General features: G+C 64.9%; 12 protein-coding genes and 1 pseudogene. 7 read left to right on the top strand and 6 right to left on the bottom strand.

Annotated elements, in window-relative coordinates:
• The coding region (locus ACFW0B_RS25270; protein WP_211168518.1) for a transposase at positions 1–119 on the top strand (119 nt) is incomplete at its 5' end.
• 50 nt (positions 120–169) lie between these two features.
• Here the strand turns inward: ACFW0B_RS25270 and phrB are convergent.
• The 3 genes and pseudogenes from phrB to ACFW0B_RS25285 form a co-directional block, all read right to left on the bottom strand.
• On the bottom strand, positions 170–1,600 hold the full coding sequence (gene phrB, locus ACFW0B_RS25275) for a deoxyribodipyrimidine photo-lyase (RefSeq protein WP_449151709.1): 1,431 nt from the start codon (positions 1,598–1,600) through the stop codon (positions 170–172).
• A gap of 13 nt (positions 1,601–1,613) precedes the next feature.
• A pseudogene (locus ACFW0B_RS25280) lies at positions 1,614–2,105 on the bottom strand (YbgA family protein); the annotation flags it as partial.
• Between the two features lie 307 nt (positions 2,106–2,412).
• A complete protein-coding gene (locus tag ACFW0B_RS25285) occupies positions 2,413–3,396 on the bottom strand; it encodes an NAD(P)/FAD-dependent oxidoreductase (RefSeq protein WP_449151710.1) in 984 nt (327 codons plus the stop codon).
• A gap of 197 nt (positions 3,397–3,593) precedes the next feature.
• Here ACFW0B_RS25285 and ACFW0B_RS25290 point away from each other — a divergent pair, with 197 nt between their 5' ends.
• Positions 3,594–4,502 carry a TIGR01777 family oxidoreductase gene (locus ACFW0B_RS25290; RefSeq protein WP_449151711.1) on the top strand — a complete coding sequence of 303 codons (909 nt, stop codon included), beginning with the start codon at positions 3,594–3,596 and terminating at the stop codon, positions 4,500–4,502.
• Positions 4,502–5,530, top strand: a complete 1,029-nt coding sequence (hemH, locus tag ACFW0B_RS25295) for a ferrochelatase (RefSeq protein WP_449151712.1) — start codon at positions 4,502–4,504, stop codon at positions 5,528–5,530. The genes ACFW0B_RS25290 and hemH overlap by 1 nt, the downstream gene beginning before the upstream one ends.
• A gap of 223 nt (positions 5,531–5,753) precedes the next feature.
• Here hemH and ACFW0B_RS25300 read toward each other — a convergent pair whose 3' ends face one another.
• Together ACFW0B_RS25300 and upp are read right to left on the bottom strand one after the other, a co-directional pair.
• Positions 5,754–7,031: a uracil-xanthine permease family protein gene (locus ACFW0B_RS25300; RefSeq protein WP_449151713.1), complete on the bottom strand. Its 1,278-nt coding sequence runs from the start codon at positions 7,029–7,031 to the stop codon at positions 5,754–5,756.
• A 3-nt stretch (positions 7,032–7,034) separates the two neighbouring features.
• Positions 7,035–7,673 carry a uracil phosphoribosyltransferase gene (gene upp / locus ACFW0B_RS25305; RefSeq protein WP_449151714.1) on the bottom strand — a complete coding sequence of 213 codons (639 nt, stop codon included), beginning with the start codon at positions 7,671–7,673 and terminating at the stop codon, positions 7,035–7,037.
• 281 nt (positions 7,674–7,954) lie between these two features.
• On the opposite strand from upp, the gene ACFW0B_RS25310 reads away from it, so the two are divergent.
• The gene (locus tag ACFW0B_RS25310) at positions 7,955–8,512 is read left to right on the top strand and encodes a hypoxanthine-guanine phosphoribosyltransferase (protein WP_449151716.1); all 558 of its coding nucleotides are present in this window, start codon (positions 7,955–7,957) and stop codon (positions 8,510–8,512) included.
• A 3-nt stretch (positions 8,513–8,515) separates the two neighbouring features.
• Positions 8,516–8,989, top strand: a complete 474-nt coding sequence (locus ACFW0B_RS25315; protein WP_449151717.1) for a WbuC family cupin fold metalloprotein — start codon at positions 8,516–8,518, stop codon at positions 8,987–8,989.
• Here the strand turns inward: ACFW0B_RS25315 and dauA are convergent.
• Positions 8,956–10,710 carry a C4-dicarboxylic acid transporter DauA gene (gene dauA / locus ACFW0B_RS25320; RefSeq protein ID WP_449151718.1) on the bottom strand — a complete coding sequence of 585 codons (1,755 nt, stop codon included), beginning with the start codon at positions 10,708–10,710 and terminating at the stop codon, positions 8,956–8,958. The genes ACFW0B_RS25315 and dauA overlap by 34 nt on opposite strands.
• Positions 10,711–10,839: 129 nt before the next feature.
• Between dauA and ACFW0B_RS25325 the strand changes: the two genes are divergently transcribed.
• Both ACFW0B_RS25325 and ACFW0B_RS25330 read left to right on the top strand, forming a co-directional pair.
• Positions 10,840–11,328 carry a hypothetical protein gene (locus tag ACFW0B_RS25325; RefSeq protein ID WP_449151719.1) on the top strand — a complete coding sequence of 163 codons (489 nt, stop codon included), beginning with the start codon at positions 10,840–10,842 and terminating at the stop codon, positions 11,326–11,328.
• Between the two features lie 64 nt (positions 11,329–11,392).
• Positions 11,393–11,680: a PA4642 family protein gene (locus ACFW0B_RS25330; RefSeq protein WP_449151720.1), complete on the top strand. Its 288-nt coding sequence runs from the start codon at positions 11,393–11,395 to the stop codon at positions 11,678–11,680.
• Positions 11,681–11,839: the final 159 nt, after the last annotated feature.

An 11,839-nucleotide genomic window follows, 5' to 3' on the forward strand; every position in this document is an offset into this window, starting at 1 on the left:
GTGTCCTGGAGGGGGTGAACAACCGCATCAAGGTGATCAAACGCATGGCCTATGGCTTTCGGGACTCGGCCTACTTTTTCCTGAAAATCAAGGCCGCCTTCCCCGGGAAAGCGCGATGAACCTTTTTATTGCCCGCCGGTTGTGGGGTCTATCGGTGTATGCGGGGACGTCACACCTCCCGTCCAGCCAGACCCTTGAAGGCTGCCAGCGCCCGCTCGCGGCTGGTGGAGAGTTCCACCAGTGGCGCCGGGTAGCCCTCCACGCCGAACAGTCCGCCGAGCCCGGCCGGGTTGTGGATATCCCGCTTGTCCAGGTGCCCCAGTTCCGGCAACCAGTGACGCAGGAAGTGGCCGTCCGGGTCGAACTTCTGCGACTGGCTGACGGGATTGAAAATGCGGAAATAGGGCGCCGCATCGGTGCCGGTGGATGCACTCCATTGCCAGCCGCCGTTGTTCGCCGCGAGATCGCCGTCGATGAGGTGGCGCATGAACCAGCGCTCGCCCTCGCGCCAGTCGATCAGCAGGTTCTTGCTGAGGAACATGGCAACCACCATGCGCAGGCGGTTGTGCATCCAGCCGGTGGCCAGCAATTGGCGCATGGCGGCATCGACTATGGGAATGCCGGTGCGCCCCTGCTGCCAGGCTTCCAGTTCCTCCGGTGCGTTGCGCCAGGCCAGGGCTTCGGTTTCTCGGCGGAAGGGGCGGTGCTGCGAAACACGGGGGAAACCGGCCAGGATGTGCTTGTAGAACTCGCGCCAGAGCAATTCGTTGATCCAGCAGACAACGCCCGGGCTGCCACTGTCGAACTCTCCCTGGTTGTTGCGAAGCGCCGCGTGCAGGCACTGGCGGGGCGAGAGCACTCCGGCGGCGAGATAGGGCGAGAGTTGGCTGGTGCCAGGGTGGGCCGGGAAGTCCCGGCGTTCCTCGTAGCACCGGAGTGTTTCGAGGGCGAAGGTCTCCAGCCGTTCCTGGGCCGCCGCTTCGCCTGCCGGCCAGAGCTGGCGCAGACTTGCCGCTGGAGCGGGGAAACCATCCACCGTAGCCGGCGGCGTGTCACCGGGAATGCCCAGTTCCGCTTGCGCCATCGGTGGCGGCAGGCAGCCTGGCAGGGCAGTGTGCAGGCGCTGGTAGCAGACCTTGCGGAACTGGCTGTAGACCTGGAAATAGCCGCCTGACCGGGTCAGCACGCTGCCGGGGCGGAAGAACAACTGGTCGAGGTGGCTGCGCAGGACGATACCGTCCGCAGCCAGGCGTTCGGCCACCGCGCGATCACGCCGGACCTCGTTGACGCCATATTCCTCGTTCACCTGCACCGCGCGGATATCGAGATCGCGGCAGAGGTCGCGCACTACACCCGGCGCATCGGCCCAGGTATCGGCCTGGCGGATCAGCAACGGCACGTTCAACCGATCGAGCGCCCGGGCCAGCTCCGCCAGGTTGCGCAGCCAGAAGTCCACCTTGGCCGGCGCGTCGTCATGGGTCCGCCACTGGCCGGGGCTGATGAGGTAGAGGGCAATGGTCGGACCGGCGGTGAGGGTAGCGTGCAGGGCTGTGTTGTCCTGAACACGTAGGTCGGTACGGAACCACATGAGTTGGCGCATGGCGTATCCAGGGCTAGAGGGCAGTGCGCAGGTTGAGTGTATGCGGATGCGGCTGCAGGTAGGCCTGCCGGGCGATGTAGCGATCCGGGTGGCTGTTGAAGTGATGCTTGAGCAGGGTGATCGGCACCAGCAGCGGAATCAGGCCTGTGCGGTACTGCTCGATCCGGCGCTGGAGCTCCGCCTTCTCGGCGCGACCGAGGTGAGCCTTGAGATAGCCGCTGAGGTGCTGCAGCACATTGCTGTGGGTGCCGCGGGAGGCGCGTTTCTTCAGAGCTGCCATCAGCGCCGCGAAATAGCGCGGGCCGATCTCCTCTGCCGGGTATTTGCCGAGGTTGCCGAGCAGGCGGCCGAGGGCCTTGTACTGCAGCGGATCGTGGGCCATCAGCAGGTACTTGTAGCGGGAATGGAAGGCGATGATCGCCTTGTGCGTCAGGCCCTCGCTGCACAGCTGTTGCCACTGGGCACAGGCGTGGACCCGAGTGAGGAAGTTTTCCTGCAGCGCGGGGGTGCCGGGAAGGCAGGTGCCGATGCCCGGTCTGGGGCGTTGCGACCGTTCGAGAAGCTTGAACATTGAGGGATGCCTGAACGGAAGTTATACAGCGATCGATTCGTGTATAGGTTTCTGGGCATCATAGAGGCGAACTTGTACAGGTCAAATAGCTTGTACAAGTTTTGGACGGAAGGAGCGCTTCTGGCTGAGTCGCTGCCGAAGGGGAAAGCAAGGTTGGAGTGGCGGCGTCAAACGCAATCGGACGACCATAGGGCCGTCCAATTCAAGAGAGGGATTTCTTGCCAGGCGGTTCCGGTGACGGTCACAAGTGCTCCAGCAGTCGGCGGGCAGCTTCCTGGCCGCTGAGCCAGGCGCCTTCAACCCGACCGGACAGGCACCAGTCGCCGCAGGCATAGAGGCCGAGGTCGGCGTCGGCAAGGGCGCCCCACTGGTGTGCCTGGCTGGGGCGAGCATAGAGCCAGCGGTGGGCCAGGCTGAAGTTCGGGGCTGGTACAGCGCAGCCGATGGTTTCGGCGAAGGCGCCGTGGAGGTGTTCGATCACGGTTTCCTTGGGCAGGTCCAGGTGCTGCTTGCTCCAGGCGTTGGTGGCATGCAGGACCCAGGTATCCAGGCTGGATTCGCGGTTGGGCTTGGAGCGATTTCGGGCGACCCACTCCAGGGCGCTGTCTTGCAGGAAGCAGCCTTCGACGCGAGTATCCAGCGGTTCGCTGAAGCCCATGGCCACGGCCCAGGTGGGCTCCATGGCGACGCTCGCGGCAGCGCCGGCCAGCTTCGGTGCGGCAGCCAGCAGGGCGCTGGCCTGGGGCGCAGGGGTTGCGACGATCACGTGGCTGAACGGGCCGTGGCTGAGCCCCTCGGTATCCTGCAGGCCCCAGTGGCGCTCGCCACGGAAGACTTCGGTGATGCGGCAGGAGAAGTTCACCGGCAGGCCGCCGAGCAGGGCGCGGGTGATGGCGCTCATGCGCGGCGTGCCGACCCAGCGGATCTGTTCGTCAGGGGAGGGCAGCAGGTGACCTGCGCTGAAGTTGTAGAGGCTTGGCGACCACTCGGCTACCCAGCCACGGTCGCGCCATTGCTGCACCACTTCGGCGAAGCGGCGGTCGCGCGCAGTGAAGTACTGCGCGCCAAGGTCCAGGGAACCGGCGTCGCTGCGCTTGCTGGACATGCGTCCGCCACTGCCGCGGCTCTTGTCGAAGAGCTCTACGTTCTGCCCAGCCGCATGTAGCGCCTGGGCTGCGGAGAGGCCGGCAATACCGGTACCGATGATGGCGATAGGTGCAGTCATGGTCTACCTCGTTACCTATGGCTTCAGGCTACGCTTTAGACAAGACCTGTACAACTTTCAAGCGCTGTACAGGTTGATCGGTTCCAATCGCGGACTTCTGAGTTTCTGACGGTGCGTGGCCCGATCCGGGGCACGTCGGATCGTCATAAATCAGACTAGGGCGATATCCGCACTTAGCGCCATGCGAGGAGGATGCCATGCACATATTGCTGACCGGCGGTACTGGTCTGATCGGGCGGGCACTCTGTCAACGCTGGTTGGCGGATGGTCATCAGCTTACCGTCCTGAGCCGCCGGCCACAGAGTGTGGCCAGCCTGTGCGGCCGTGCAGTACGTGGTATCGGACAGTTCTCCGACTATGGCGAAGAACCGCTGGACGCCATCGTCAACCTGGCCGGCGAACCCATCGCCGACCGGCCCTGGAGCAACCAGCGAAAGGCGCAACTCTGGGGCAGTCGCATCACACTCACAGAGCAGCTTCTGGAATGGCTGGGAAAGCGCGACCAGATGCCGCAGGTGTTGCTCAGCGGTTCGGCGGTCGGCTGGTACGGCGACGGTGGCGAACGGGAGTTGACCGAAGACTCACCGCCCATCACCGATGACTTCGCCAGCCAGCTCTGCGTGGCCTGGGAAGAGACCGCGCAACGGGCCGAAGCCCTTGGCATCCGCGTGGTGCTGGTGCGCACCGGCCTGGTGCTGGCGCGCGACGGCGGCTTCCTCAAGCGTCTGCTGCCGCCGTTCCGACTGGGGCTGGGTGGCCCGCTCGGCAACGGCCGCCAGTGGATGCCCTGGGTGCACCTGCAGGATCAAATCGCCCTGATGGATTTTCTCTTGCGGCGGACCGATGCGCGCGGTCCCTATAATGCGTGCTCGCCGCAACCGGTCCGCAACCGCGACTTCGCCCGTAGCCTCGGGCGCGCGCTGGAGCGACCGGCCTTCATGCCGGCACCGGCCTTCGTCCTGCGTCTGCTGCTGGGCGAGCTGTCCGGCCTGTTGCTGGGGGGCCAGCGCGCGGTACCGTCGCGCCTGACAGCGGCGGGTTTCACCTTTGCATTCACCGATCTGGACATGGCGCTCGGCGACCTGCTGAAGCCTAAGGATGTTTGATGACTGATCACGCGCTGCTGCTGGTCAACCTGGGTTCCCCGGCTTCCACCCGGGTGGAGGATGTACGGAGCTACCTCAACCAGTTCCTCATGGACCCTTATGTGGTCGACCTGCCCTGGCCGCTCCGGCGCCTGTTGGTCTCGCTGATCCTGATCAAGCGCCCGGCGCAGTCGGCCCACGCCTATTCGTCCATCTGGTGGCCCGAGGGCTCGCCGCTGATCGTGCTCAGCCGTGAGTTGCAGCAAGCCATCGCTCCCCATTGGCCCCACGGACCGGTGGAGCTGGCGATGCGCTACGGCCAACCCTCCATCGAGGGCGCGTTGTGCAAGTTGGCCGCGCAGGGCGTCAAGCGCGTGACCCTGGCACCGCTTTATCCACAGTTCGCCGACAGCACCACCACCACCGCCGTCGAAGAGGCTCGCCGGGTGATCCGCGCGCAGGGCCTGAAGCTGGACGTATCGTTGCTGCCGCCCTTCTTCGCCGAAGCGGACTACCAGGATGCCCTGGTGGCCAGTGCCAGGCCTTACCTGGACCAGGGCTTCGACCACTTGCTGCTGAGTTTCCACGGCATACCCGAGCGGCACATTCGCAAGCTGGTGAAGGACATCGATCCGCAGCACGACCTGCGCGCACCGGACAGCCGGGGCGTCAGCGACGAGGTCCTGGCTGTCTGCTACCGCAGCCAGTGCCAGCGCACCGCGGAAACCTTCGCCGAACGCGCGGGCCTGCAGCCCGGCCAATGGTCGGTATCCTTCCAGTCGCGCCTGGGCAAGGACAAGTGGATCGAGCCCTATACCGAAGCCCGTCTGGATGAACTGGCGAAGCAGGGCGTGAAGAAGCTGCTGGTGATGTGCCCGGCCTTCGTTGCCGACTGCATCGAGACCTTGGAGGAAATCGGCCAGCGCGGCCGCGAGCAATTCCAGGAAGCCGGTGGCCAGGAGCTGGTGCTGGTGCCCTGCATGAACAGCCATCCGCAGTGGGTGTCGACCCTGGCCAGGCTGTGCGAAACGACGGCCCGCCCGCTCTGAAGCCCATGCAGGGGCGCGCTGTCGCTGGTGATGGGGCGTGGAATCACAGGCCGATAGCCTGCTTTGCAGGATGGGTAGAGGAACGAAACCCATCTCTCGAACTTGATGGGTTTCACTCCGTTCTACCCATCCTACGGGGCTGCTTCGCAGACCTCGGTGGATGAATTCGCCCCCACAGACAAAAGAAAAGCCCCGATCACGGGGCTTTTCTCATGGCGCAGCTTCAGATATGCGGCGCACTGTCCGCGCTTTGATGCTTCCAGGTCTGGTGCCCCGGAAGGATCAGGTTCAGCGCGATGGCGACGATGGCGCAGAGGGCGATGCCCTTCAGGCCGAAGTCGTCCTGGCCGGTACCGGTGCCCACCAGCATGCCGCCGATGCCGAATACCAGGGTCACGGAAACGATCACCAGGTTGCGGGCTTCGGCCAGGTCCACCTGGTGGCGGATCATGGTATTCAGGCCGACCGCGGCGATGGAACCGAACAGCAGGCAGAGGATGCCGCCCATCACCGGCACCGGGATGCTCTGCAGGATGGCGCCGAACTTGCCGATGAAGGCCAGGCCGATCGCGAAGATGGCGGCCCAGGTCATGATCTTCGGGTTGTAGTTCTTGGTCAGCATCACCGCGCCGGTCACTTCGGCGTAGGTGGTGTTCGGCGGGCCACCGAACAAGCCGGCGGCCGACGTCGCTAGGCCGTCGCCCAGCAGGGTGCGGTGCAGGCCGGGCGTCTTCAGGTAGTTGCGGCCGGTCACGCTGCCCACGGCGATCACGCCGCCGATGTGTTCGATGGCCGGAGCCAGCGCCACCGGGACGATGAACAGGATGGCCTGCAGGTTGAACTCAGGCGCGACGAAGTTCGGCAGTTCCAGCCAGGGCGCGGCGGCGATCTTCGCGGTGTCCACCACGCTGAACCAGAAGGACAGGGCAAAACCCACGAACACGCCGGAGATGATCGGCACCAGGCGGAAAATGCCCTTGCCGAACACGGCGACGATCAGGGTGGTCAGCAGCGCCGGCATGGAGATCCACATGGCGGTGGAGTAGGGGATCAGCTCGGCGCCGTCACCGCCTTTGCCCATGGCCATGTTGGCGGCGATGGGCGCCATGGCCAGGCCGATGGAGATCACCACCGGACCGATCACCACCGGTGGCAGGAGGCGGTCGATGAAGCCCGTGCCTTTGAGCTTCACGGCAATGCCCAGGAAGGTGTAGACGAAGCCCGCCGCTACCACGCCGCCCATGGTCGCGGCCAGGCCGAACTGGCCCTTGGCGAGGATGATCGGGGTGATGAAGGCGAAGCTGGAGGCCAGGAACACCGGTACTTGGCGGCCGGTGACCAGTTGGAACAGCAGGGTGCCGAGGCCGGCGGTGAAGAGCGCGACGTTCGGGTCCAGTCCGGTGATCAGAGGCATCAGCACCAGGGCGCCGAAGGCCACGAAGAGCATCTGCGCGCCGGAGATGACCTGGCGCCAGAGCGGGTCCTTGAATTCGTCGCTCATCGATCAGTTTTCCTTCTGCTTGGTGCCGAATATCTTGTCGCCGGCATCCCCGAGCCCGGGAATGATGTAGCCGTGCTCGTTGAGCTTCTGGTCGATGGAGGCGGTGTAGATCATCACGTCCGGGTGGGCATCGTTGACCACCTTGATACCTTCCGGCGCGGCGACCAGCACCATGGCGCGGATTTCCTTGCAGCCGGCGCGTTTGAGCAGGTCGATGGTGGCGACCATGGAACCGCCGGTGGCCAGCATCGGGTCGATGATCAGCGCCAGGCGCTCGTCGATCTCCGGGGCCAGCTTTTCCAGGTAGGTGTGGGCTTCCAGGGTTTCCTCGTTGCGGGCCACACCCACGGCGCTGACCTTGGCCCCCGGAATCAGGCTAAGCACACCGTCGAGCATGCCGATGCCGGCACGCAGGATGGGCACCACGGTGATTTTCTTGCCGGCGATCTTTTCGACCTGCACGGTGCCGGCCCAGCCCTGGATTTCGTAGCTTTCCAGGGGCAGGTCGTTGGTCGCTTCGTAAGTCAACAGTGCGCCGACTTCCTGTGCCAGTTCGCGGAAGTTCTTGGTGCTGATGTCGGCACGGCGCATCAGGCCGAGTTTGTGGCGGATCAGCGGATGGCGGATCTCACGGATGGGCATGGGAGGGTTCTCCGGCGGGCTGGCAAAAAAATTGCGTTAGCTTAATCCATTGATCAGTGGCTGTGCTGCACTGACTGCTGGGTCCGGGGCACTGATGTCGCGGTCACGCAAGGAACTGTCACACGCGGCAAGCAGCCTGCTGCAGTATGGTCGACGCTCGTCCGGTCGGGGCTTGCCCAGGGGCAGGTGGATGAGTACCTTTGCCGACTTTTATCTTGACGAACTGTTCAAGTTTTAACCGGGAACTGCGCATGTTCCCCGCTGAATCCAGAGGAATTGCCATGTCCGCCGATCTCGTACACATCCGCCAGGTGATGGCCGAAGCCGATTGCCTGTACACCGACGCTCAGGTCGAGGCCGCCATCTGCCAGGTCGCCGCAGCCATCAACGGCGAACTGGCCGAGCGCAACCCGGTGGTCTTCTGCGTCATGAACGGCGGCCTGATCTTCGCCGGCAAGCTGCTGCCGAAGCTGGACTTCCCCCTGGAGCTGTCCTACCTGCACGCCACCCGTTACCGCAACGAAACCAGTGGCGGCGAGCTGTTCTGGAAGGCCAAGCCGGAAATCTCCTTCATCGACCGCGATGTGCTGATCATCGACGACATCCTCGACGAAGGGCACACCCTGGCCGCCATCATCGACTTCTGCAAGCACGCGGGCGCCGCCCATGTGCACACCGCCGTGCTGATCGACAAGACCCACGACCGCAAGGCCCGTCCGGACCTGAAGGCCGACTATGTGGGCCTGCCCTGCGAAGACCGCTACATCTTCGGCTACGGCATGGACTACAAGGGGTATTGGCGAAACGCCGCCGGCATCTTCGCGGTCAAGGGGCTCTGAGCCATGAGCACGCCGCGTTTCCTCGATCAGACCCTGTTTGCCGAACTGGCCGAGAAGTCCGCGGCGAGCCCGCGCAAGCGCCAGCACCACAACTTCCACGCGATGGAAGAGCCCTGCCACCGTATGGCGGTGGGGCTGCAGCCCGGAACCTACATCCCGCCGCACCGCCACCTGTCCGCCGACAAGGCGGAAAGCCTGCTGGTGCTCAAGGGACGCCTGGGACTGCTGATATTCGATGAAAACGGCAAGGTGGCCGACCAGCGCGAACTGGTGGCCGGCGGCGATTGCGTCGGTGTCGACGTGCCGCCGGGGGTGTTCCACGCCCTGGTGGTGCTGGAGCCGGACAGCATCCTGTTCGAATGCAAGGCCGGCCCCTATCGCCCCATCAGCGAGGCCGAGCAACCGGCCTGGGCGCCCCGGGAAGGGGATGAGGGCGCGGCCGCCTACCTGGCGTGGATGACCTCGCTGTTTGGCTGAGACTCGGCGGGCTCCAGCCATTGCAGCGCCTTGGCGCGAGCCTGATCCAGGGTTTTCACGTAGGTCAGCCGGCCTGCTTCACGGTGAACGCCGGCGCGGCGCAGCTTCAGCCGCACCCGCGGTGTCGTACCCACCAGCACCAGGCCGACGCCCTGGTGGCCATAGTCGCGCAGCAGGTTTTCCAGGGCTGCCAGCGCCGTCATGTCCAGCATGGGCACGGCACTCATTTCGACGATCACCACCTTCACTTCCGGATTGAAGCGGCGCAGCACGCTCAGGGCCTTTTCCGCCGCGCCGAAGAACAGCGGTCCGCGAATGGCGTAGGCCAGCACCTGTTTGGGCAGCTCGCGCAGGGCTTCATGGAAGTGCTGGGGCAGAGGCGCCACGTCGGTGAGGTCGCTCATGCGCTTGATGAACAGGCCGGCGGCCAGCAACAGGCCGACCCCCACCGCCAGCACCATGTCGAACAGCACTGTCAGCACCAGGCAGGCGAGCAGGACCATCACATCGTTGCGCGGTGCGATGCTCAGGGTGTGCGCCACATGCCGGGCCTCGCTCATGTTCCAGGCCACCATCAGCAACAGTGCCGCCAGGGCCGCCATCGGCAGGTAGCTGAACAGCGGGGCGAGCAGCAGCATGGCCAGCAGCACCACGCCGGCGTGAATGATGGCTGCGATGGGCGAACTGGCGCCGGCGCGTACGTTGGCGGCACTGCGGGCAATGGCTGCGGTGGCGGTGATGCCGCCGAACAGCGGAGCGACCAGGTTGCCCAGGCCCTGCCCGAACAGTTCGGCATTGGGATCGTGCCGGGTGCCAGCCATGCCGTCGGCCACTACAGCGCAGAGCAGCGACTCGATGGCGCCGAGCATGGCGATGGCGAAGGCCGGTGCCAGCAACTGGCGGAACAGCTCGAACGACAGGCCCAGGGGCTGCCCATCCGGCCCCGGCAGTTGCCAGGGCCAGGCGAAGGTGGGCAGGAAGGGCGGGATGCCGGGATGGCTGACGCCGTCGACCACATAGCTGAAGCGCTCGCCCAGGGTCGCCACGGGCAGGCCCAGCACCTCCAGCAGCAGGCCGAGCAGTGCACCGAGGGCCAGCGCCACCAGGTGCCCCGGAACCTTGGGTACAAAACGTGGCCAGATCACCAGCACCGCGAAGGAGGCAATGGCCACCATGGCATCTCCCAGGTGCGTGGTCGGCAGTGCCTGGGCCAGCAGGTACAGCTGGTCCACGTAATTCTGCGGAGTCTTGGCCAGCGTCAGGCCGAGCAGATCCTTGATCTGCAGCGTGGCGATGACGATACCGATACCGGCGGTGAAGCCGAGCGTCACCGGATAGGGGATGAACTGGATCAGCCGCCCCAGCCGCGCGAGTCCCATGGCGATGAGGATCAGCCCGGCCATCATCGTGCAGACCAGCAGGCCGCCGAGGCCGAACTGCTGGGTGATGGGCAGCAGGATCACCACGAAGGCTGCCGTGGGGCCGGTGATGTTGAAGCGCGAGCCGCCGGTGAGGGCGATCAGAGGTGCCGCCAGCAGTACCGTGTAGAGGCCGTGCTGCGGGGCTACGCCGACGGCGATGGCCAGCGCCATGGCCAGGGGGATGGCAATGATGCCTACGGTAACGCCGGCGGCCAGGTCGCCGCGCAGGTTCGCCAGGCTGTAGCCCTCGCGCAGGGTTTGGCGCATGGCGGCGAAAACAGGGGGGAGGTATAAGGACATGGCGGCTCCTTCGCTGCAACCCGCCGAGTATAGGGGCCAACGGCGGTGCGTAGTACTGACCTGAGTCGTATGCCAGAGCACCCCGGGGCCGTGCTAGAGTGCTGCGCTCCCCCGCTGTTGGAGCGTTAGATGTCCGCCCCCCTGCGCTTTGGCGCCGCTCTCCTGCTGATCCTCTGCCTGCCCGCAGGCGCCGCTGAAAATCCCCCCATGCATGCCCAGTTCCTGCCGCCGGACGACCTCTCGCTGCGCCAGGAACAGCCCGAACTGCAGCAGCTGATCCAGATCACCGAGTATTCGGTCGTGCTGGGTAGCCAGCGCCAGTCCAACCAGCAGCCGATTCCCATCACTTCGCCCAGCCTGGTGCGCCTGAAGGGCAAGCCGCTGAGCAAGGGCGCCGACGTGCGCCAGGTGGTGATCCAGTTCGACGGCGAAGGCAAGAGCCTGAAGAAGCCCAGCTATGACCCGCAGACCCGCATCCTCAGTCTGAACTACCCGATGGCGCAGTACGCGGCGGTACTCGACCTGCTGCGCAACGGACCAGTCTACTGCCAGTTCCTCAGTTACCCCAATGGCCATGTCTGGGCCGATCTGCACAGCGGTGCGGTACGCTCGCGTTGAGCCTGGAGGCCGGGCGGGGGTAAACTGCCCGCCCCCGAGATACCCGGTCCGAGAGATGTGAGCGATGCGTAAAGACAAGAAGCAGGTGATTGGCGAAGAAATCTCCGATGACTCGATCAAGCTGTTCCTCGCGGTTGAGCCGGCCGACTCCACGCCGCCTTCGCTGCACAAGCTGATCAAGGCCTATCGTGGCCTGCGCATCGACGACTTCGAGCGCTTCGTCGGCTTCTTCGTCGAAGCCGGTTACGACCTCAACGCCAAGGATGCAAACGGCAACGACATCATCGCCCTGATCCAGGATCAGCGCATGGCCGCGCCCTATATCGAGGTGATCAAGGCCGCCCGCGGCTGATCCCTTTGCGCTATTGAAAAGCCCGCCGTAGAGCGTAATGCTGTTCACATAAGCATTTGAGCTGTTGCCGTGGCTCCCCGAGAATCCGATGCCAGACCTCTGGCATCGGATTTTTTATGTCCTTTCAACAGCAGTTGCTCGACCTGGGCGAGTTGTTCA

The sequence above is a fragment of the Metapseudomonas phytobenefica genome, from assembly GCF_043392685.1.
GTDB lineage: Bacteria > Pseudomonadota > Gammaproteobacteria > Pseudomonadales > Pseudomonadaceae > Metapseudomonas.